General features: G+C 66.8%; 19 protein-coding genes. 3 read left to right on the top strand and 16 right to left on the bottom strand.

Annotated elements, in window-relative coordinates; all coding sequences use genetic code 11:
- Positions 1-89: 89 nt before the first annotated feature.
- The 16 genes from WS96_RS10865 to rpsB form a co-directional block, all read right to left on the bottom strand.
- On the bottom strand, positions 90-872 hold the full coding sequence (locus tag WS96_RS10865) for a TrmH family RNA methyltransferase (RefSeq protein ID WP_059832459.1): 783 nt from the start codon (positions 870-872) through the stop codon (positions 90-92).
- Positions 869-1,513: a ribonuclease HII gene (gene rnhB / locus WS96_RS10860; protein ID WP_059832457.1), complete on the bottom strand. Its 645-nt coding sequence runs from the start codon at positions 1,511-1,513 to the stop codon at positions 869-871. Before rnhB ends, WS96_RS10865 begins: the two co-directional genes overlap by 4 nt.
- Positions 1,510-2,679: a lipid-A-disaccharide synthase gene (gene lpxB / locus WS96_RS10855; protein ID WP_059832455.1), complete on the bottom strand. Its 1,170-nt coding sequence runs from the start codon at positions 2,677-2,679 to the stop codon at positions 1,510-1,512. The genes rnhB and lpxB overlap by 4 nt, the downstream gene beginning before the upstream one ends.
- 3 nt (positions 2,680-2,682) lie before the next feature.
- The gene (lpxA, locus tag WS96_RS10850) at positions 2,683-3,471 is read right to left on the bottom strand and encodes an acyl-ACP--UDP-N-acetylglucosamine O-acyltransferase (protein ID WP_059832453.1); all 789 of its coding nucleotides are present in this window, start codon (positions 3,469-3,471) and stop codon (positions 2,683-2,685) included.
- A gap of 67 nt (positions 3,472-3,538) precedes the next feature.
- Positions 3,539-4,006 carry a 3-hydroxyacyl-ACP dehydratase FabZ gene (gene fabZ, locus WS96_RS10845; RefSeq protein WP_006495559.1) on the bottom strand — a complete coding sequence of 156 codons (468 nt, stop codon included), beginning with the start codon at positions 4,004-4,006 and terminating at the stop codon, positions 3,539-3,541.
- Between the two features lie 129 nt (positions 4,007-4,135).
- Positions 4,136-5,215 (bottom strand): UDP-3-O-(3-hydroxymyristoyl)glucosamine N-acyltransferase, encoded by a 1,080-nt coding sequence (gene lpxD / locus WS96_RS10840; protein WP_059832450.1) that lies wholly within the window; start codon positions 5,213-5,215, stop codon positions 4,136-4,138.
- A gap of 16 nt (positions 5,216-5,231) precedes the next feature.
- The gene (locus WS96_RS10835) at positions 5,232-5,729 is read right to left on the bottom strand and encodes an OmpH family outer membrane protein (protein ID WP_034207658.1); all 498 of its coding nucleotides are present in this window, start codon (positions 5,727-5,729) and stop codon (positions 5,232-5,234) included.
- A gap of 64 nt (positions 5,730-5,793) precedes the next feature.
- Complete coding sequence (gene bamA / locus WS96_RS10830) at positions 5,794-8,103, bottom strand: outer membrane protein assembly factor BamA (protein ID WP_006478499.1); 2,310 nt, start codon at positions 8,101-8,103, stop codon at positions 5,794-5,796.
- A gap of 61 nt (positions 8,104-8,164) precedes the next feature.
- Complete coding sequence (gene rseP / locus WS96_RS10825; RefSeq protein ID WP_059832448.1) at positions 8,165-9,538, bottom strand: RIP metalloprotease RseP; 1,374 nt, start codon at positions 9,536-9,538, stop codon at positions 8,165-8,167.
- 11 nt (positions 9,539-9,549) lie between these two features.
- Positions 9,550-10,746: a 1-deoxy-D-xylulose-5-phosphate reductoisomerase gene (locus tag WS96_RS10820; protein ID WP_059505904.1), complete on the bottom strand. Its 1,197-nt coding sequence runs from the start codon at positions 10,744-10,746 to the stop codon at positions 9,550-9,552.
- 15 nt (positions 10,747-10,761) lie between these two features.
- Positions 10,762-11,583, bottom strand: a complete 822-nt coding sequence (locus tag WS96_RS10815) for a phosphatidate cytidylyltransferase (RefSeq protein WP_059832447.1) — start codon at positions 11,581-11,583, stop codon at positions 10,762-10,764.
- Entirely contained in the window at positions 11,577-12,359 is a 783-nt protein-coding gene (gene uppS / locus WS96_RS10810; RefSeq protein WP_034207662.1) for a polyprenyl diphosphate synthase, read from the bottom strand. Before uppS ends, WS96_RS10815 begins: the two co-directional genes overlap by 7 nt.
- A gap of 49 nt (positions 12,360-12,408) precedes the next feature.
- Positions 12,409-12,969, bottom strand: coding sequence for a ribosome recycling factor (gene frr / locus WS96_RS10805; protein WP_006483822.1), 561 nt, complete (start codon positions 12,967-12,969; stop codon positions 12,409-12,411).
- Positions 12,970-13,074: 105 nt separating this feature from the next.
- Positions 13,075-13,788 (bottom strand): UMP kinase, encoded by a 714-nt coding sequence (gene pyrH / locus WS96_RS10800; RefSeq protein WP_006402648.1) that lies wholly within the window; start codon positions 13,786-13,788, stop codon positions 13,075-13,077.
- A gap of 156 nt (positions 13,789-13,944) precedes the next feature.
- Positions 13,945-14,826 carry a translation elongation factor Ts gene (tsf, locus tag WS96_RS10795; RefSeq protein WP_034207664.1) on the bottom strand — a complete coding sequence of 294 codons (882 nt, stop codon included), beginning with the start codon at positions 14,824-14,826 and terminating at the stop codon, positions 13,945-13,947.
- Between the two features lie 162 nt (positions 14,827-14,988).
- On the bottom strand, positions 14,989-15,729 hold the full coding sequence (gene rpsB, locus WS96_RS10790) for a 30S ribosomal protein S2 (RefSeq protein WP_034207665.1): 741 nt from the start codon (positions 15,727-15,729) through the stop codon (positions 14,989-14,991).
- 377 nt (positions 15,730-16,106) lie between these two features.
- Here rpsB and map point away from each other — a divergent pair, with 377 nt between their 5' ends.
- Genes map through WS96_RS32195 form a run of 3 tightly spaced genes read left to right on the top strand, consistent with a single transcriptional unit; the run spans position 16,107 to position 21,439 of the window.
- Positions 16,107-16,922, top strand: coding sequence for a type I methionyl aminopeptidase (map, locus tag WS96_RS10785; RefSeq protein ID WP_059832445.1), 816 nt, complete (start codon positions 16,107-16,109; stop codon positions 16,920-16,922).
- Positions 16,923-16,965: 43 nt separating this feature from the next.
- Positions 16,966-19,542 carry a [protein-PII] uridylyltransferase gene (locus tag WS96_RS10780; RefSeq protein WP_059832443.1) on the top strand — a complete coding sequence of 859 codons (2,577 nt, stop codon included), beginning with the start codon at positions 16,966-16,968 and terminating at the stop codon, positions 19,540-19,542.
- A gap of 16 nt (positions 19,543-19,558) precedes the next feature.
- Positions 19,559-21,439 carry a pseudouridine synthase gene (locus WS96_RS32195; protein WP_082720239.1) on the top strand — a complete coding sequence of 627 codons (1,881 nt, stop codon included), beginning with the start codon at positions 19,559-19,561 and terminating at the stop codon, positions 21,437-21,439.
- Positions 21,440-21,464 lie beyond the last annotated feature (25 nt).

The following is a 21,464-nucleotide window of genomic DNA, read 5'->3' as shown; positions in this document are numbered from 1 at the left end:
ACGGGCGGCCGTCCGGCCGTCGCCGAAAACAACGAGGCCGCGTCGAACGCGGCCTCGTTTCGTTTGACGGCAAATACGCGCGTGCGGCGTCACACGGGCCGCTGCTGCCGCACCTGCTCGAACAGGCATACTGCCGCCGCCGCCGCAACGTTCAGCGACTCCATCCCGCCCGGTTGCGGAATCGTCACGCGATGCGTGGCCGCGTCGCGCCAGAATGCCGACACGCCGGCGCCTTCGTTGCCGAACACCCACGCGACGGGCCCCGACAGATCGCAGTCGTAGACCGCCTGCGCGCCATGCGAGTCGGTCAACGCGACCGGTACGTCGAGGCGTTCGGCCAGCGCCTCCGCGTCGATATCCTCATGGATCGACAGCAGGAAATGCGCGCCCATGCCCGAACGCAGCACCTTCGACGACCACGCATGGGCCGTCCCCGGCGCGCAGAACACGTGACGCACGCCGGCCGCCGCCGCGCTGCGCAGGATCGAACCGACGTTGCCCGCATCCTGCACGCCGTCGAGCACGACCGCCGTATCCGTCACGCGTTCGGGCAGCGGTTGCGCCGGCCGGTCGACCAGCAGCAGGAAACCGACGCCGTTGACGACGTTCGACAACTGCCCGAACAACGCGTCCGGCAGCGTGACGATCCGCTGCGCGTCAATACGGGCGACGATCGCTTGCGCGTCGGCGTGGCCGAGCGCGCCTTCGGTCGTGACGCACAGCTCGGGCGTCGCCCCCGTGTCGAGGTACGCACTCGCCAGATGGAAGCCTTCGAGCAGCGCCTGGCCGCTGCGGCGCTGATGGGCCGTCGAACCCGCGAGCGCCTTCAGGCGCTTGTACAGCGGGTTGTCGCGGGAAGTAATGCTTTTCATCGAATCAGATCGAGCGCCGCACGCACGGGCGCGAACGAGCGCCGATGCGCTTCGCACGGGCCGTGCTCGCGCAATGCGGCAAGATGTTTCGCGGTGCCGTAGCCCGCATGGACGTTGAAGCCGTACACCGGGAAGCGTTCGTGCAGATCGACCAGCATCCGGTCGCGCGTGACCTTCGCGAGGATCGACGCGGCCGAGATGCTCGGCACGAGCGCGTCGCCGCTGACGATCGCCTCGGCGCGCACGCTCAGCGTCGGGCAACGGTTGCCGTCGATCTGCGCGAGCGTCGGCAGCACCGACAGCCCTTCGACGGCCCGCTTCATCGCGAGCATCGTCGCGTGCAGGATGTTCAGCGTATCGATTTCGTCGACGCTCGCCGACGCGACGCAGTATGCGTGCGAACGCGCGACGATCAGGTCGTACAGCATGTCGCGCTTCTTCGCGGACAGCACTTTCGAATCGTCGAGTCCGTCGATCGGCCGCGCCGGATCGAGGATCACCGCGGCGGCCACCACCGGCCCCGCGAGCGGGCCGCGGCCGGCTTCGTCGACGCCGCAGACGATCTCGTCCGGACGGCTGAAATCGAAACCGCCCTGCACGTCGCTCGACGCGCGGCGGCGCGGTGCACGGACGGCGGTCATGCGCGCCCCTTGCGTTGCTCGAGCACGCGCACGACGGCCTCGGCCGCCTTCGCGGCCGTGTTCTGCCGCAGCGAAAGATGCATTTCGGTAAACACTTCGGTCAGCGTGCGACGGTTCGCATCGTCGCGCAACTGCGTGAGCGTCGCGTCGGCGAGCGCCTCGGGCGTCGCGAAATGCTGCAGCAGCTCGGGCACGACGAAGCGCCCCGCCAGGATGTTCGGCAAGCCGACATACGGCAGGTAGCCCTGCCGGCGCATGATCTGCCCGGTCAGCCAGGGCACCTTGTACGAGATCACCATCGGCTTCTTCAGCAGCGCGGCTTCCAGCGTGACGGTACCGCTTTTCACGAGGATCGCGTCGGCGGCCGTCATCGCGACCTGCGAGCGGCCGTCGGTGATCGTCAGCGCGAGCTGCGGGTGCGCGTCGACGAGCGGCTGCAGCAGCTCGCGCAGCGCGGGCGTCGCCGCCGGCATCACGAACCGCACGCCGGGCTCGCGCTGCTGCATCAGCGCCATCGCCGCGAAGAACGTCGGGCCGATCAGCGCGATCTCCGAGCGCCGGCTGCCCGGCAACACCGCGATCACCGGGCCGTCGGCCGGCAGGCCCAGCGCGATGCGCGCGCCGTGCGTGTCGGGTTCGAGCGGAATTTCGTCGGCGAGCGGATGGCCGACGTAGGTCGATGCGACGCCGGCCTTGTCGAGAATCGCCGGTTCGAACGGGAACAGGCACAGCATGTGGTCGACGGACTTGGCGATCTTCTTGATCCGGCCGCCGCGCCACGCCCAGATCGACGGGCACACGAAATGGATCGACGGGATGCCCGCGTCGCGCGCGGCCTGCTCGACGTTGAAGTTGAAATCGGGCGCGTCGACGCCGATGAACGCATCCGGCCGTTCGGCGAGCAACTGGCGCTTCAGTTCGCCGCGAATCCGCAGGATCTCGGGAATCTGCCCCAGCGCCTCGACGTAGCCGCGCACGGTCAGCTTGTCCATCTGCCAGTGCGAGTCGAAGCCGTGCGCGATCATGCGCTGCCCGCCGATCCCGTAATACTGGACCGATTCGGGCAGCCGCTCGCGCAGGCCGCCGAGCAGCGATGCCGCGAGCAGGTCGCCCGACGGCTCGCCGGCCACCATCGCGAGCCGCAGCTGATTGGTCGGGAGCGGCATCGCTTAGCGGATGATGCCGCGTTGCGACGCGTCGATGAACTCGACGAGCGCGTTCACCGGCGCATCGCCGTCACCGCCCGCTTGCGCGAGCTCGCGCAGTTGCACTTTCGCTTCCTCCAGCGACAGGCTGTTCTTGTACAGCACGCGGTACGCGCTGCGCAGCGCCGAGATCGCGTCGGCCGAGAAACCGCGCCGGCGCAGCCCTTCGACGTTGATCCCGTGCGGCTCGGCCTTGTTGCCCGCCGCGATCACGAACGGCGGAATGTCCTGCACGAGCGCCGACGCGCCGCCCAGCATCGAATGCGCGCCGATGCGCACGAACTGGTGCACGCCCGACATGCCGCCGACGATCGCGAAGTCGCCGATCTCGACGTGGCCAGCCATCTGCGCGTTGCTCGACAGGATCACGTTGTTGCCGACGCGGCAGTCGTGGCCGATGTGCACATAGGCCATGATCCAGTTGTCGTCGCCGAGCGTCGTCACGCCGACGTCCTGCACGGTGCCCGTGTGGATCGTCGTGAATTCGCGGATCGTGTTGCGGTTGCCGATCACGAGCTTCGTCGGCTCGTCCTTGTACTTCATGTCCTGCGGCCGGCCGCCGACCGACGCGTAATGGCCGATGCGGTTGTCCTCGCCGAGCGTCGTATGGCCTTCGATCACGCTGTGCGAGCCGATCGTCGTGCGCGCGCCGATCGTGACGTGCGGGCCGACGATCGCGTACGGGCCGATCTCGACCGATTCGTCGATCTGCGCGCCCGGCTCGACGATCGCGGTAGGATGAATCCTGGTCATGCGCCGTTGCCTCTCGATATGATGTGTCGCGTTGCTCGCGTTACGTTATCCATGCGTGCCGCGTCGCTCAGGGCGCCGCGTCGGCCGTCTTGACCGTGCACATCAGTTCGGCTTCCGCCGCCACCTTGCCGTCCACTTCCGCCACCGCCTTGAATTTCCAGATGCCGCGGATGTAGCGCTCGAACGTCACGTTCAGGATCAGCTGGTCGCCCGGTTCGACCACGCGCTTGAAGCGGGCACCGTCGATCCCGACGAAGTAATACAGCGTGTTCTCCGGATCCTTCGGCTGCTCTTCCGCGAACGTCAGCAGCGCCGCGGCCTGCGCGAGCGCCTCGAGGATCAGCACGCCCGGCATCACCGGCCGCTTCGGGAAGTGCCCCTGGAAGAACGGCTCGTTGATCGACACGTTCTTCAGCGCTTTGATCCCTTTGTGCGGTTCGAGTTCGAGCACGCGGTCGACGAGCAGAATCGGGTAGCGATGCGGCAGCAGCGTGAGGATCTTGTGGATGTCGAGATTGATTTTTTCAGTGCTCATGATGGTTCGTCTCACGCAGAGGCTGCGCGGTGGTGATGCAAAGGCTGAAGCGGGCCGCCGTGCGACCCAGTCTGACGAACCGGGCCGGTTGCGCTGGCCGTGCCCGGTTCGTGGTCTCGCATGATGGGCTCAGGCGTGGGCGCCGCCCTGGGCGGCGAGCGCGGCTTCGAGCGCCTTGATGCGCTCGCGCAGCTTGTCGAGGTTGCGCACGAGCGCGGCGCTCTTGTTCCATTCGCCGTGGTCGACGGCCGGGAATGCGCTGGTATAGATGCCGGCCTTCGGCAGCGATTTCGATACGCCCGACTTCGCGGTGATGATGACATAGTCGCCGAGCGTCACGTGGCCGGCGATCCCCGCCGCGCCGCCGATCATGCAGTGGCGGCCGATCGTCGTGCTGCCCGCAATGCCGGCGCTGCCGGCGATCACCGTGTACGCGCCGATCCGGCAGTTGTGGCCGATCTGCACCTGGTTGTCGATCTTCACGCATTCCTCGATGACGGTATCCGCCATCGCGCCGCGGTCGATCGTCGTGTTCGCGCCGATTTCGACGTCCGGACCGATCGTCACGCCGCCGACCTGCGGGATCTTGACCCAGCTGCCGGTGCGCGCGTCGCCGTCGCCGACGAAATCCGGCGCGAAGCCGAAGCCGTCCGAGCCGATCACGGCGCCCGCATGGATGATCGCGCGCGGGCCGATCTTGCAGCCGTGGTACACCGATGCGTTCGGATAGATATGCGAGCCGGCGCCGATCGTCGTGCCGCGACCGACGAACACGTTCGCGTCGAGCTGCACGCCGTCTTCGATCACCGCGCCGGCCTCGACCGTCACGTGCGGGCCGATCACCGCGGTCGCGGCGACCTTCGCGGCCGGATCGATCGTCGCGCTCGGATGCACGCCGGCCGCACGCGGCGGCGTGGCGAGATCGATGAACATCTGCGCGACGCGCGCGAAGTACGCGTACGGATTCGGCGTCACGATGAAGTTGCGACCGGTGGCGGCCGCGCCCAGCTTTTCAAGATCCTTCGGCGCGATCAGCACCGCGCCGGCGCGGGTCGTCTCGACCTGCGACAGGTACTTCGGGTTCGCGAGAAACGCGAGTTGCTGAGGGCCTGCCTGGTCGAGCGGCGCGAGGCCGCCGACCGTGCACTGTGCGTCGCCGGCGATCTCGCCGCCGAACCGCTTTACGAGTTCCTCGAGCGTCAATGCCATTCGTCGTCTGCTCCGTTCAGTTCGCCGAGCCGGACGCGAGCGCCTTGAGCACCTTGTCGGTGATGTCGATGCGCGGGCTGACGTACACGGCTTCCTGCACGATCAGGTCGTAATTCTGCTGCTCGGCGATCTGCTTGATGACCTTGTTCGCCTTTTCCAGCACGGCAGCCAGCTCTTCGTTGCGACGCTGGTTCAGGTCTTCGCGGAACTCGCGCTGCTTGCGCTGGAAGTCGGTGTCGAGCTGCGCGAGATCGCGCTGCTTCTGCGCGCGATCGGCCGCCGACAACGACGTGCCGTTCTTGTCGAGCGAATCGGACATCGACTTCAGACGTGCCGCCAGATCCTGCAGATCCTTGTCACGCTTCGCGAACTCGGCTTCGAGCTTCGTCTGCGCCGCCTTGGCGGGCGCCGACTCGCGCAGGATCCGATCCGAATTGACCGCCGCGATGCGGGCGACGTCCTGTGCGTGCACCGTCGCCGCGCCCAGGGCCAGCGCAACGGTCAGCGCGCACATCACTCGTTTCGAAAACTTACCGGTTAGCAAAATTACCCTCTCGTTGCTGTTGTCATGCGTTCGGTCAGAACGCCGTCCCGATCTGGAACTGGAATTTCTGGTACTGGTCGCCTTCATGCTTCTGCAGCGGGAAGCCGAGGCTCAGCTTCAGCGGGCCGATCGGCGAGATCCACGCGAGACCCACGCCGTAGCCGTAGCGCAGGCCGTTGGCGCCCGTACTCGTACCGCCCGGCGCATTGCCCCACACGTTACCGCCGTCGAGGAACGTGAACACGCGCAGCGTGCGGTCGTAACCCGTGCCCGGCAGCGGGAACGTCAGCTCGATGTTGCCGACCAGCATCTTCGAACCGCCGATCGGGTCGTTCGTCTTCGTGTCGCGCGGGCCCAGCGAGCTCGGCTCGTAGCCGCGCACGGAGCCGATACCGCCCGCGTAGTAGTTCTTGAAGATCGGGTACGGGTTGCCGATACCGTTACCGTAACCGCCCTGCAGGTTCAGGCCCAGGATGAAGCCGCGCGAGAACGAATAGTAGTATTGCGCCTGCAGGTCGGCCTTGTAGTACTGGATCTTGCCGACCGGCACGCCGTACTCCATGTTCGCCTGCGTGAAGTAGCCGCGGCTCGGAATCAGCGCGCTGTCGCGCGCATCGCGCGACCACGCCACCGTCAGCGGCACCGTGTTCGACACGCGGCCGAACTCGTTCACGTAATCCTGGTAGCTCTGCGGCGTGTTCGAATCGACGTCGAGGCGGTTCTGCTCGAAGCCCGCGCCGAAGTACACGGTGTCGACTTCCGAGAACGGAATGCCGAACTTCAGGTTGCCGCCCGCGCTGATGATCCGGAAGCTCGAGCTCGTCGAATAGTAGAGCGGCTGGTACGTGCGGTAGAAGACGTCCGTGATCCGCTTGATGCCGTCGACCGTGAAGTACGGGTCGACCTGCGTGACGGTCAGCGTACGGTAGCTCTTCGCGGTGTTGACGTTCACCGACAGGCTCGTGCCCGAACCGAACACGTTGTCCTGCGACACGCCGGCCGACAGCACGACCTTGTCCGTCGACGAGAAGCCGGCGCCCAGCGTGATCGCGCCGGTCGGCTTTTCGTCGACCTTCACGTTCACGTCGACCTGGTCGTTCGTGCCTTCCACCGGCACCGTCGTCACGTCGACGTTGGTGAAGTAGCCGAGACGGTTCACGCGATCCTTCGACAGCGCGAGGCGGTTCGAGTCGAACCACGAGCTTTCGAGCTGGCGCATTTCGCGGCGCACCACTTCGTCGCGGGTGCGCGTGTTGCCGACCACGTTGATGCGGCGCACGTACACGCGGCGGCTCGGGTCGACGACGAGGTTCAGGTTCACCTTGTGGTTCGCCTGGTCGATGTCCGGCTGCGCGTTGACGGTCGCGAATGCGTAGCCGTATTCGCCGAGCTTGTCGACGATCGACTTGGTGGTCTGCTGCAGCTTTTCGGCCGAGAAGCGGTCGCCCGGCTTGATCTTGATCAGCTTGTTGAGTTCGGCCTCGCGATCGAGCAGGTTGCCCGACAGCTTGATGCCCGACACCGTGTACGGCTCGCCTTCGTGCAGCGTGACCGTCAGGTACATGTCCTTCTTGTCCGGCGAGATCGACACCTGGGTCGACTCGATGTTGAACTCGAGGTAGCCGCGGTTCAGGTAGTACGAGCGCACGGCCTCGAGGTCGCCCGTGAGCTTTTCCTTCGAGTACAGGTCGTTCTTCGTGTACCAGGAGAACCAGTTCGGCGTCGACAGCTGCATCTCGTCGCGCAGCGTGCTGGTGCTGAACGCCTTGTTGCCGATGAAGTTGATCTGCCGGATCTTGGCGCTCGGGCCTTCGGCGACCGCGAACAGGATCGACACGCGGTTCGCGTCGACCGGCGTGATCGTCGTCTTGACCTCGGCCGCATAGAAGCCGCGCGTCAGGTACTGGCGCTTGAGCTCCTGCTCCGCCTTGTCGACGAGCGCCTTGTCGTAGTAGCGGCCATCGGCGAGGCCGACCGCGCGCAGTGCCTTCGTCAGGTTGTCCTTGTCGAATTCCTTCGTGCCGGTGAAGTCGATCGACGCGATGGCCGGACGCTCCTGCACCTGCACGATCACGACGTTGCCCTGCGTGGCGATGCGAACGTCGTTGAAAAAGCCCGTCGCGTACAACGCGCGGATTGCTTCGGATGCCTTGTCGTCCGTGAAGGTATCGCCCTGCTTGATCGGCAGATAGGCGAACACCGAACCCGCTTCGACGCGCTGCAGCCCCTCGATCTTGATGTCTTGCACCACGAACGGTGCCGCTGCATGCGCCGCGAGGCCGTGCGCGGCGAGCGCGGCCGCTGCAACTGTCTTAGGTACAAAGCGATGAGGTTTGAACAACATGCATCCCCAATATTTAGCTGCATCAAATCAGGCGGCTGACCAGCGGCCGCCGCCTGACGCTTCAGAAATGGATTAACCGAGCCAAATCGTTGAACAGCGCGATCGCCGACAATGCGACGATGCAGATCAACCCGGCTCTTTGCAGAATCAGCTGCCAACGCTCCGAGACGGCTTTCCCGGTCGCGGCTTCAACCGCATAATATAACAGATGCCCCCCGTCCAAAACGGGAATCGGCAACAAGTTCAGGACGCCGAGGCTAATGCTGACAAGGGCGAGGAACGACAGGAACGCCGACGGGCCGAGCCGCGCGCTCTTGCCTGCGTAGTCGGCGATCGTCACCGGGCCGGACAGGTTCTTCAGCGACGCGTTACCCGTGATCATCCGCCCGAACATCTTCAGCGAATACACGGAAATGTCCCACGTGCGGTGCGCGCCGAGCCGCAGGCTCTCGATCGGCCCGTAGCGCACGTCCACCGACGGCGCGTGCATCGACAGCGCCGCGCCGATCCGGCCGACCTGCTGCCCGGATTCGTCGTCGCGCTGCATCTGCGGCACGATCGACACCGTCTGCGCGGCGCCGTTGCGCTCGATCTGCAGGCCGAGCGGCTGGCCCGCGTGGTGCTTCACCGTATCGATGAAGCGCGCCGCGCCGCCGAGCGGCTTGCCGTCGAGCGCGACCAGCTTGTCGCCGACCTTCAGGCCGGCCTGCTCCGCCGCGCTGCCCGGCTGCACCGACGCGACCGACAACGTGCCGCCGCCGGCCTCGAAGCCCAGATGAGCCATGAAGTCGTCGTCGAGCTGGCTGTCGGGCACGTTGCGCAGGTCGACGCGGAAATCGAACGTCGCATTGCCGTCGCGCGCGCCGAGCACGACCTCGCGATGGTCGAACGCGGCCGACAGCAGTTTCCAGCGCAGGTCCGACCACGATCGCACCGGTTCGGACTCGCCGCCCTGCGCGTTGCGGATCGACACGACCGTCTCGCTGCCGTCGAAGCCCGCGCGGGCCGCCGCCGTGCCGGCGGCCGGCGGCGCGACGATCGCGGCCGGCTCGGTCACGCCGGTGGCGAATACGACGGAGAACAGCGCGATTGCCAGCAGGAAGTTCGCAATCGGCCCGGCCGCGACGATCGCGATGCGCTTGTAGACCGACTGGCGGTTGAATGCCTGGCCGAGCTCGTCGGGCGGAATGCCACCCGGGCCCGGATCGCGCTCGTCGAGCATCTTCACGTAGCCGCCGAGCGGCAGCGCGGACAGCGTCCACTCGGTGCCCGTCCTGCGGCCGACCCAGCGCGCGATGGGCTGGCCGAAGCCGATCGAGAAACGCAGCACCTTCACGCCGCACCAGCGCGCGACGCGATAATGTCCGTACTCATGCACGACGACCAGCACCCCGATCGCCACCGCAAACGCGACCAGTTCGACCAGCACGTTCATGAGCACCCCATTCAGACCGTACGCTCCACGCGTGGCGCAGGCGCTTTTGCAATGATCGCGGCCGCGAGGCGGCGAGCCTCGGCATCCGCCGCGAGGACGTCGTCGAGCCCGTCGGGCGCGCGGTTCGGCAGCGTGTTGAGCACCGCGTCGACCGTCGCCGCGATCGCCATGAAGCCGATCCGGCGCTCGAGAAATGCTTCGACCGCCACTTCGTTCGCCGCGTTCAATGCGGCGCTCGCGATACCGCCTTCCTCGAGCGCCTTCAGCGCGAGCGCGAGGCACGGGAAGCGCGCGTAATCGGGCTTCTCGAACGACAACTGGGCGATCTGCGCGAGGTCGAGCTGGTCGACGCCCGCGTCGACGCGCTCGGGGAAGGCGAGCGCGTGCGCGATCGGCGTGCGCATGTCGGGGTTGCCGAGCTGCGCGAGCACCGAGCCGTCGCGGTACGACACGAGCGAATGGATCACGCTCTGCGGATGGATCAGCACGTCGATCCGGTCGCCCGGCAGCCCGAAGATCCAGTGCGCCTCGATCACCTCGAGGCCCTTGTTCATCATCGTCGCGGAATCGACCGAGATCTTGCGGCCCATCACCCAGTTCGGGTGCTTGCACGCCTCGTCCGGCGTCACGTCGACGAGCGTGGCCGGCTCGCGCGTGCGGAACGGGCCGCCCGACGCGGTCAGGATGATCTTCGAGATCCCGCCGTGTTCGGCCGCATCGCGCGGCATGCACTGGAAGATCGCGTTGTGTTCGCTGTCGACCGGCAGCAGGATCGCGCCATGGTCGCGCACGGCGTCCATGAAGATCGCGCCCGACATCACGAGCGCTTCCTTGTTCGCGAGCAGGATCCGCTTGCCGGCGCGTGCGGCCGCCAGGCTCGGCGCGAGGCCGGCCGCGCCGACGATCGCCGCGACCACCGTGTCGCAACCGTCGCTCTTCGACACGTCGACGAGCGCCTGCGGCCCGTGCAGCACGATCGTCTTGCTGCCCGCCGCGCGCAGTTTCGCGTCGACGTGCGCGGCCGTCGCGGCATCGCCGACCACCGCCACTTCAGGCGCGAAGCGCAGACACTGCTCGACGAGCTTGTCGCCGTTGCGGTGCGCGGTCAGCGCGTAGACCGAGAAGCGCTCGGGATGGCGCGCGACCACATCGAGCGTGCTGTCTCCGATCGAGCCCGTGGAACCGAGCAATGTCAGACGTTTTTGCATAACAGAAATAATGGTTTAACCAAGCAGCAGCATCGCGAGCGGCAGCACCGGCAGCAGCGCGTCGACACGATCGAGCACGCCGCCGTGACCCGGCAGCAGTCCGCTCGAATCCTTCACGCCCGCCTGCCGCTTCAGCAGCGACTCGAACAGGTCGCCGATCACGCTGTACGCGACCAGCAGCGTCAGCGCGGCCCACGCGCCGGGCATGCCGTAGCGCGCGGCGAATGCAGAAAACAGGGTCGGTTCGAATGCGTGCACGGCCATCGCGACACCGGCGACGACCATGACCGCGAACCAGCCGCCGATCGCGCCTTCCCAGCTCTTGCCGGGGCTGATCGTGACGGCCAGTTTACGCTTTCCGAAGGCCTTGCCTGCGAAGTATGCGCCGATATCGGCCAGCCAGACGATCAGAAGCAGCGACAGCACGAACGGCACGCCCTGCGCGCGAGCCGCGACGAGCGCGTGCCAGCAGGCGGCGAACACGACGAGGCCGGCGGCCAGCAGGAACGGCCGCCAGACGCCGCCCGCGAGTTCGGGCTTGCGTCGCAGCGCGAACGGACCGACCAGCAGCCAGAACACGCCGGCCGCCATGAAAAGGGGACGGGACGAAGCCGCATCGACGCCGAGCGGCACGGTGGCCGCGAGCGCGAGCGCAGCGACGACCGCGTAGACGACGGGGCCGGCGCCGCCGAGCTTCAGCAGGCGCGCCCACTCCCACGCGGCGAACACGAGCACGACGCCGATCAGCGCGCCGAACCCGTCGAGCGGCGCGAACAGCGTCACCGGCAGCAGCACCGCCAGCATCACGATCGCCGTGATCACACGGGTTTTCAGCATGAAAGGGAGTCGGCGTTCTGCGATTGCGGTTCGAGCTGCGCACTCGTGCGCCCGAAACGGCGCTCGCGCTCGGTATACGACGCCATCGCGTCGGCCAGTGCCGCGCCGTCGAAATCCGGCCAGTACTTGTCGGTGAAATAGAATTCGGCGTACGCGAGCTGCCACAGCAGGAAGTTGCTGACGCGCTGCTCGCCGCCGGTGCGGATGAAGAGATCGGGCTCCGGCGCGTAGGCCATTGCCAGGTGCGGCGCGAATGCGTCTTCGGTCACTTCGACCTCGCGACCTTCGCGCACGGCCTGCTCGACGAGCTTCTTCGTCGCCTGCAGGATGTCCCACCGGCCGCCGTAATTGGCCGCGATGGTGAGCGTCAGACGGGTATTGCGCGCCGTCTTGGTTTCGGCGCGGCGGATCAGTTCGCGGATGCGCGGCTCGAAACGCTCGAGATCGCCGACGACACGCAGGCGGATCCCGTTCGCATGCAGCTTGCCCACTTCGCGCTCGAGCGCGGTGATGAACAGCCGCATCAGGAACGACACTTCGTCGTTCGGCCGGCGCCAGTTTTCCGAACTGAACGCGAACAGCGTCAGGTATTCGACGCCGGCGCGCGCGCAGCCTTCGACCACCGCCCGCACGGCATCGACGCCGCGGGTATGCCCCGCGACGCGCGGCAAGCGGCGTTCGGTCGCCCAACGGCCGTTGCCGTCCATGATGATCGCGATGTGACGCGGCACGACACCGACGTCAGGCACGCGAACGGTAGAGCTGGTATAGGTCATGGCCGTTGAGACAGTAATGCGGGAGGAAGGCGGCGCGCGAGGACGGTCGTCAGACCGTCATGATCTCGGCTTCCTTGGTCTGCACGAGCTTGTCGACTTCGGCAACGTGCTTGTCGGTCAGCTTCTGCACGTCGTCGCTTGCACGGCGCTCGTCGTCTTCCGAGATTTCCTTGTCCTTCACGAGCTTCTTCAGCGCTTCGTTCGCGTCGCGGCGCAGGTTGCGGATCGCGACCTTGGCCGTTTCGCCTTCGCTCTTCACGACCTTGGTCAGCTCGCGGCGGCGCTCTTCCGTCAGCGCGGGCATCGGCACGCGGATCAGGTCGCCGGCCGTCGCCGGATTCAGGCCCAGATCGGCCTCGCGGATGGCCTTCTCGACCTTCGCGACCATGTTCTTTTCCCACGGCTGCACGCCGATCGTGCGTGCGTCGACGAGCGTCAGGTTCGCGACCTGCGAGATCGGCACCATCGAGCCGTAGTAGTCGACCTGCACGTGATCGAGCAGGCCGGTGTGTGCACGGCCCGTACGGATCTTGGCCAGATCGTTCTTGAACGCTTCGATCGAGCGCTGCATCTTTTGCTCGACGCCCTTCTTGACATCAGCGACACTCATTTCAACCTCCGAACCTTCAAACCTTCAAAAGAACGCGAGCCCCGCCCGGCGCGTGTCGCGCGCCGCGGCCGGCAACTCGCGCCGATCGCCCGCGTCCGCGGGAGTTTACACGTGGACGAGCGTACCTTCGTCCTCGCCCAGCACGATGCGCTTGAGTGCGCCCGGCTTGTTGATCGAAAACACGCGAATCGGCAGCTTCTGGTCGCGGCACAGCGCAAATGCCGTCGCGTCCATCACCTGCAGGTTGCGGCTGATCGCCTCGTCGAAGCTGATCGTCGTATAGCGCGTGGCCGACGGATCCTTCTTCGGATCGGCAGAATATACGCCATCGACCTTGGTCGCCTTCAGCACGACTTCGGCGCCCACTTCCGAGCCGCGCAGCGCGGCGGCGGTATCGGTCGTGAAGAACGGGTTGCCGGTGCCGGCCGCGAAGATCACGACGCGGCCTTCCTCGAGCTGACGGATCGCGCGGGGCCGGATGTACGGCTCGACGACCTGGTCCATGCGCAGCGCGGACTGCACGCGCGCCTCGATGCCGGCGTGGCGCATCGCGTCCTGCAGCGCCAGCGCATTCATCATCGTCGCGAGCATCCCCATGTAGTCGGCCGTCGCGCGGTCCATGCCGGCCGCGCCGCCCGCGACGCCGCGGAAAATATTACCGCCACCGATCACGACCGCGAGCTGCGTACCGAGACGCACGACTTCCGCGATATCGGCCACCATCCGTTCGATCGTCGCGCGATTGATGCCGAAGGCATCGTCGCCCATCAGCGCTTCGCCGGAGAGTTTGAGGAGGACGCGTTTATAGGCATTGGACATAGGGGCTTCCGAGCGACGAGAGGATGACAACCACGAACTGTAGGGGCGAAATACTGATTCGGGCAAGCGCCGACGACCGGACCGGGGTTCCCGGCCGGCCGGCGGCGGCGCCGGCCGCGGCGGAGCGGACGCCCGCCGCGGATACTGCCTGACTGCTTACTGCTGCTTTGCTGCTGCGACTTGCGCGGCCACTTCGGCGGCGAAGTCGTCCTGGCGCTTCTCGATGCCTTCGCCGACGACGAACAGCGCGAACTTCTGCACTGCGGCATTCGCGGCCTTCAGCATCTGCTCGATCGTCTGCTTGTCGTTCTTCACGAACGTCTGGTTCAGCAGCGACACTTCCTTCAGGTACTTCTGGACGCTGCCGTCGACCATCTTCGCGACGATTTCGGCCGGCTTGCCCGATTCGGCAGCCTTCTGCTCGGCCACGCGGCGCTCCGTCTCGATCAGTTCCGCCGGCACGTCGGCCGACGACAGCGCGACCGGCTTCATCGCGGCGATGTGCATCGCGACGTCCTTGCCGACCTGCTCTTCCGCGCCCGTGTACTCGACGATCACGCCGATACGCGCGCCGTGCAGGTACGTGGCGATCTTGTTCGCGGTTTCGAAACGGACGAAACGGCGGATCGAGATGTTCTCGCCGATCTTGCCGACCAGCGCCAGACGCACTTCGTCGACCGTCTTGCCGTCGAGCGGCAGCGCCGACAGTGCTGCCACGTCGGCCGGGTTCTTCGTCGCGACGAGTTCCGCGACCGTCTTCGAGAATGCGAGGAAGTCGTCGTTCTTCGCGACGAAGTCGGTTTCGCAGTTCAGTTCGACCAGCGCGCCCGCGTTGCCGCCGACGAACGATGCGACGACGCCTTCGGCCGTCACGCGCGATGCGGCCTTGCTCGCCTTGTTGCCGAGCTTGACGCGCAGCAGCTCTTCAGCCTTGGCCAGATCGCCGTCGGCTTCCGTCAGCGCCTTCTTGCACTCCATCATCGGTGCGTCGGTCTTTGCGCGCAGTTCTGCCACCATGCTTGCGGTAATTGCCGCCATCATTCGCTCCTTGAGTCTGTATTCACAACGCCGCCCGCTTGGACGCGAACGGCCGGGATTCGTTTCCGGACCCGCGCCGATTCGGCGCGATCAGGTCCGGCGCACAAGCTTAAAAAAAGGGGGCCTGTTGAGAGCCCCCTTTTTGCGCCGGCTCGGGGCCAGTTACGCGTTTTCCTCGACGTACTCGTCGTCGCCGCGCGCTGCCTGGACCACTTCGTTGACCGCGTTCGCACGGCCTTCGAGGATCGCATCGGCCACGCCTTGAGCGTACAGCGCGACTGCCTTGCTCGAGTCGTCGTTACCCGGGATCACGTAGTCCACACCTTCCGGCGAGTGGTTCGTGTCGACCACGGCGATGACCGGCACGCCCAGCTTGTTCGCTTCCGTGACGGCGATCTTGTGGTAGCCGACGTCGATCACGAAGATCGCGTCCGGAATGCCGCCCATGTCCTTCACGCCGCCGATCGACTTCTGCAGCTTGGCGATTTCACGCTCGAACAGCAGCGCTTCCTTCTTGCTCATCTTCTCGGTTTCGCCCGCTTCGACGGCTGCTTCCATGTCCTTCAGGCGCTTGATCGACACCTTCAGCGTCTTGAAGTTGGTCATCATGCCGCCGAGCCAGCGTGCGTTGACGTACGGCATGCCCGCACGTTGCGCTTCCTGGGCGATCGTGTCACGCGACTGGCGCTTCGTGCCGACGAACAGGATCGTGCCGCGGTTCGCTGCCAGCTGGCGCACGTACTTCTGTGCGTCCGTGAACATCGGCAGCGTCTTTTCGAGGTTGATGATGTGAATCTTGTTGCGGTGACCGAAAATGAACGGAGCCATCTTCGGGTTCCAGAAGCGCGTCTGGTGACCGAAGTGGACACCCGCTTCCAGCATTTGGCGCATCGTGACTGCCATGTAAATTCTCCACGAGGGTTGGGTCTTAAGCCGGCCGCCGTACCGCCGCGCGAACCCGCCCGAAGGGCGCGAATTCCGCGCGGCCGGCACCCTGGTTGCGCCGGCTTGCGATTCGGCACGTGCAAAACGCCCGTGCCGCAAGCCTTTCACCGCAATGCCGCCCCAAAATGGGGAAAGTTCGGCATTTGGATATCGACTTAGCCAAAGAGTATAGCACGCGGATTTGTCGGCTCTCAAGTCGCGCGGCACTTTCGCTTGCCGCGCGGCAGCGGGCCGGACAATCCGCGAAAACCCGCATCCGGGCGGCCCGCAGGGGCTGCGAGGCCCGCCATAAGGTGCGATAATCCGTCAATTCACCGCATTCCAGGCATACCTCGATGGCTATTACGCTCAAAAACGAACACGATATCGCGGAGATGCGCGTTGCCTGCCGTCTCGCGAGCGAAGTGCTCGACTTCATCACGCCGCACGTCGTCGCGGGCGTCACGACCGCCGAACTCGACCGGCTCTGCCACGAGTTCATGATCAACGAGCAAGGCACGATCCCCGCGCCGCTGAACTACCAGCCGCCCGGCTATCCGCCGTACCCGAAGGCCACCTGCATCTCGGTCAACGACGTGATCTGCCACGGCATTCCGGGCGAGAAGGTGATCAAGAACGGCGACGCGCTGAACATCGACATCACCGTGATCAAGAACGGCTATTTCGGCGACACCAGCCGAATGTTCATCGTCGGCGAGGGTTCGATCCTCGCGAAGCGCCTCGTGCAGACCACCTACGAATGCATGTGGCTGGGCATCGACCAGGTCAAGCCTGGCGCGCATCTCGGCGACATCGGCTACGCGATCCAGAAGCACGCGGAAGCGCAGGGCTACAGCGTGGTGCGCGAATACTGCGGCCACGGCATCGGCACGGTGTTCCACGAGGATCCGCAGGTCGTCCACTACGGCCGCCCGGGCACCGGCATCGAGCTGAAGGCCGGGATGATCTTCACGATCGAGCCGATGATCAACGCCGGCAAGCGCGACATCCGCACGATGCCCGACCAGTGGACGGTCAAGACGCGCGACCGCAGCCTGTCCGCGCAATGGGAGCACACGGTGCTCGTCACCGACACCGGCTACGAAGTGCTGACCGTGTCGGCCGGCACGCCGGCGCGCCCCGTGTTCGCGCAACCGGCCACCGCCGTCTGAGCGCCGTCGCGCCCGCCCCACCTCCGCACCCGAACGGCCGCCCATGAGCGCTCACGCTGCCCCCTCGCCCGAAGCGCTGTCGCGGCGCGCCGAATTCAAGGCCGCCAAGACGGAGCTGCTCGAGCGCTTTCGCCGCGCGGCGAACGTCGCGTCGCTGATGCACGCGCTGTCGAAACTCACCGACGATGCATTGAAGCGCGTGTGGGACGAATGCGGGCTGCCCGCGTCGCTCGCGCTCGTCGCCGTCGGCGGCTACGGGCGCGGCGAGCTCGCGCCCTATTCCGATGTCGACATCCTCGTGCTGCTGCCCGATGCGCACGACCCGGCGCTCGACGCGCGCATCGAGCGCTTCATCGGAATGGCGTGGGATCTCGGCCTCGAGATCGGCAGCAGCGTGCGGACGGTCGCGCAGTGCATCGAAGAAGCGTCGCAGGACGTCACGGTGCAGACCTCGCTGCTGGAAGCGCGCCGCATCGTCGGCAGCACCGCGCTGTTCGAGCGCTTCACCGTGCGCTATCACGAAGCGCTCGACGCACGCGCGTTCTTCACCGCGAAGGTGCTCGAGATGCGTCAGCGCCACGCGAAGTTCCAGGACACGCCGTACAGCCTCGAACCGAACGTGAAGGAAAGCCCCGGCGGGCTGCGCGACCTGCAGACCATCCTGTGGATCGCGCGCGCGGCCGGCTTCGGCAGCAGCTGGCGCGAACTCGACACGCGCGGCCTCATCACCGACCGCGAAGCGCGCGAGCTGCGCCGCAACGAAGGCTTCCTGAAGACGTTGCGCGCGCGGCTGCACGTGATCGCCGGGCGCCGTCAGGACATGCTCGTGTTCGACCTCCAGACGCAAGCCGCCGAAAGCTTCGGCTACCAGCCGACGCAGGCCAAGCGCGCGAGCGAACAGCTGATGCGCCGCTATTACTGGTCCGCGAAAGCAGTCACGCAGCTCGCGACGATCCTGATCCAGAACATCGAGGCGCAGCTCTTCCCCGCGACGAGCGGCATCACGCGCGTGCTGTCGGCCGATCGCTTCGTCGAGAAACAGGGGATGCTCGAGATCGTCGACGACGGCGTGTTCGAACGCCATCCCGACGCGATCCTCGAAGCGTTCCTGCTGTACGAAACGACGCGCGGCGTGAAGGGCCTGTCCGCCCGCACGCTGCGTGCGCTGTACAACTCGCGCGAAATCATGAACAACGCGTGGCGCCGCGATCCGCGGAACCGCGCCACGTTCATGCGGATCCTGCAGCAACCCGAAGGGATCACGCACGCGTTCCGGCTGATGAACCAGACGAGCGTGCTCGGCCGCTACCTGCTGAATTTCCGCCGCATCGTCGGGCAGATGCAGCACGACCTGTACCACGTGTACACGGTCGACCAGCACATCCTGATGGTGCTGCGCAACATCCGCCGCTTCGCGGTGGCCGAGCATGCGCACGAATATCCGTTCTGCAGCCAGTTGATCGGCAACTTCGAGCGCCCGTGGGTGCTGTATGTCGCGGCGCTGTTCCACGACATCGCGAAAGGCCGCGGCGGCGATCACTCGACGCTCGGCATGGCCGACGCGCGGCGCTTCTGCCGCGAGCACGGCATCGCCGGCGACGATGCCGCGCTGATCGTGTGGCTCGTCCAGCATCACCTGACGATGAGCCAGGTCGCGCAAAAACAGGACACGAGCGACCCCGACGTCATCAAGCGCTTCGCCGAGGTCGTCGGCAACGAACGGTATCTCACCGCGCTGTACCTGCTGACCGTCGCCGATATCCGCGGCACGAGCCCGAAGGTGTGGAACACGTGGAAGGGCAAGCTGCTCGAGGATCTCTACCGCATCACGCTCGCGGTGCTCGGCGGCGCGAATCCCGACGCGCATTCGGAGCTGAAGTCGCGGCAGGAGCAGGCGCTCGCGCTGCTGCGCCTGGAAACCGTGCCCGAGGACGCGCACCGCGCCTTGTGGGATCAGCTCGACGTCGGCTTCTTCCTGCGTCACGACGCGGCCGACATCGCATGGCAGACGCGCGTGCTGTACCGGCACGTGAACGCCGAAACCGCGATCGTCCGCGCGCGGCCGTCGCCGATCGGCGACGCGCTGCAGGTGCTCGTGTACGTGAAGGACCGCCCCGACCTGTTCGCGGGCATTTGCGCGTATTTCGACCGCAACGGGCTGTCGGTGCTCGATGCGCGCGTCAGCACGACGCGGCACGGCTATGCGCTCGACAACTTCATCGTCACGCAGACCGAACGCGACGTGCGCTACCGCGACATCGCGAATCTCGTCGAACAGCAGCTCGCGACCCGGCTCGCCGAAACCGCACCGCTGCCGGAGCCGTCGAAGGGCCGCCTGTCGAGGCTGTCCCGGACGTTTCCGATCACGCCGCGCGTCGACCTGCGGGCCGACGAGCGCGGTCAGTACTACATCCTGTCCGTGTCGGCCAACGACCGGCCGGGCCTTCTCTATTCGATCGCGCGCGTACTCGCCGAACATCGGATCGGCGTCCATGCGGCGCGGATCAATACGCTCGGCGAGCGCGTCGAAGACATCTTCCTGCTCGCGGGCGCCGGCCTGTCCGACAATCGCCTGCAGATCCAGCTCGAAACCGAATTGCTGCGCGCGATCGCAGTCTGAATGAATCCCAGCGTTTATGCGCACCAAATTAACCGTCAAGAATCCGAAGCCGGCGTCGCCGACTCGCGGCCCTGTCCGCTCCGGCAGCCTCGTCGCCCGCAAGGCGGTGCGCCCCGCTGCGCCGCCCGCCGCAGACAAGCCGGCCCGCCCGAAGAAGGCGCCCGCGGCAGCCGCCGGCGAACGCTCGTTCAAGCCGCGCGGCGCCGCAGGCGCCGAACGCGCGGGTGCGGATCGCGCACCGGCCCAGCGTGCGCCGCGTGACGGCGGTGCCGAACGCGGCCCGCGAGCCCCGTATCGCGACAACGCAGCCGGCGAAGGCGCGAAGCGCAGCTTCGGCGATCGCCGCACGTCGTCGGATCGCCCGCCGCGTCGCAGCGACGACGATGCACGGCCGCGTCGTGCGGGTGCCGACGAAGGCAAACGCCCGGCCTACCGCGACAACGCAGCCGGCGAAGGTGCGAAGCGCAGTTTCGGCGACCGTCGCACGTCGTCCGATCGCCCGCCGCGCCGCAGCGACGACGATGCACGGCCGCGTCGTGCGCGTGCCGACGAAGGCAAACGCCCGGCCTACCGCGACAATGCGGCCGGCGAAGGTGCGAAACGCAGCTTCGGCGACCGTCGCACGTCGTCCGATCGCCCGCCGCGCCGCAACGATGACGATGCACGGCCGCGTCGTGCGGGTGCCGACGAAGGCAAGCGCCCGTCCTACCGCGACAACGCGGCCGGCGAAGGCGCGAAGCGCAGCTTCGGCGACCGTCGCACGCCGTCCGATCGCCCGCCGCGCCGCAGCGACGACGCTGCACGGCCGCGTCGTGCGGGTGCCGACGAAGGCAAGCGCTCGTCCTACCGCGACAACGCGACCGGCGAAGGCGCGAAGCGCAGCTTCGGCGACCGTCGCACGTCGTCGGATCGTCCGCCGCGCCGCAGCGACGACGATGCGCGTCCCCGCCGCGCAGCAGGCGCTGACGACAACAAGCGTCCGTCCTACCGCGACAACGCGGCCGGCAAAGGCGCGAAGCGCAGCTTCGGCGACCGCCCGGCCCGCCCCGCGCGCGACGGCGACCGCCGTTCGTTCGGCGCGGTAAAGACCGCGCAACCCGTCAAGCGCGCGGCGGCCGACGTCGACTACGGCGACGAAACGGGCCTGATGCGCCTGTCGAAGCGGATGTCGGAACTCGGCATGTGCTCGCGCCGCGAAGCCGACGAATGGATCGAAAAGGGCTGGGTGCTCGTCGACGGCGAACGCATCGACACGCTCGGCACCAAGGTGCGCGCCGACCAGAAGATCGAGATCGACGAGCGCGCGAGCGCCGCGCAGGCCGCGCAAGTGACGATCCTGCTGCACAAGCCGGTCGGCTACGTGTCGGGCCAGGCGGAAGACGGCTACGAGCCGGCGGCCGTGCTGATCACGCGCGCGAACCGCTGGAGCGGCGATCATTCGCCGGTGCGCTTCTCGCCGCAGCACCTGCATGCGCTCGCACCGGCCGGCCGTCTCGACATCGACTCCACCGGCCTGCTCGTGCTGACGCAGAACGGCGTGATCGCGAAGCAGCTGATCGGCGAGCAGTCGGACATCGACAAGGAATACCTGGTGCGCGTGCGCTTCGGCGAACGCCTGATCGACATCGACCAGCACTTCCCCGCGGAATCGCTCGCGAAGCTGCGTCACGGTCTCGAGCTCGACGGCGTCGCGCTGAAGCCCGCGCTGGTGAGCTGGCAGAACGGCGAGCAGTTGCGGTTCGTGCTGCGCGAAGGCAAGAAGCGCCAGATCCGCCGCATGTGCGAACTGGTCGGCCTCGACGTGATCGGCCTGAAGCGCGTGCGGATGGGCCGCGTGATGCTCGGCGCGCTTCCGCAAGGCCAATGGCGCTACCTGTCCGCCGACGAGACGTTCTGACCTCGGGCACGCAACGTGCGCCCGC

It is taken from the genome of Burkholderia sp. MSMB1835 (assembly GCF_001526365.1).
Taxonomy (GTDB): domain Bacteria; phylum Pseudomonadota; class Gammaproteobacteria; order Burkholderiales; family Burkholderiaceae; genus Burkholderia.
Note: the sequence above shows the minus strand (reverse complement) of the source record. Positions and strands in the feature narration are given on the sequence as shown.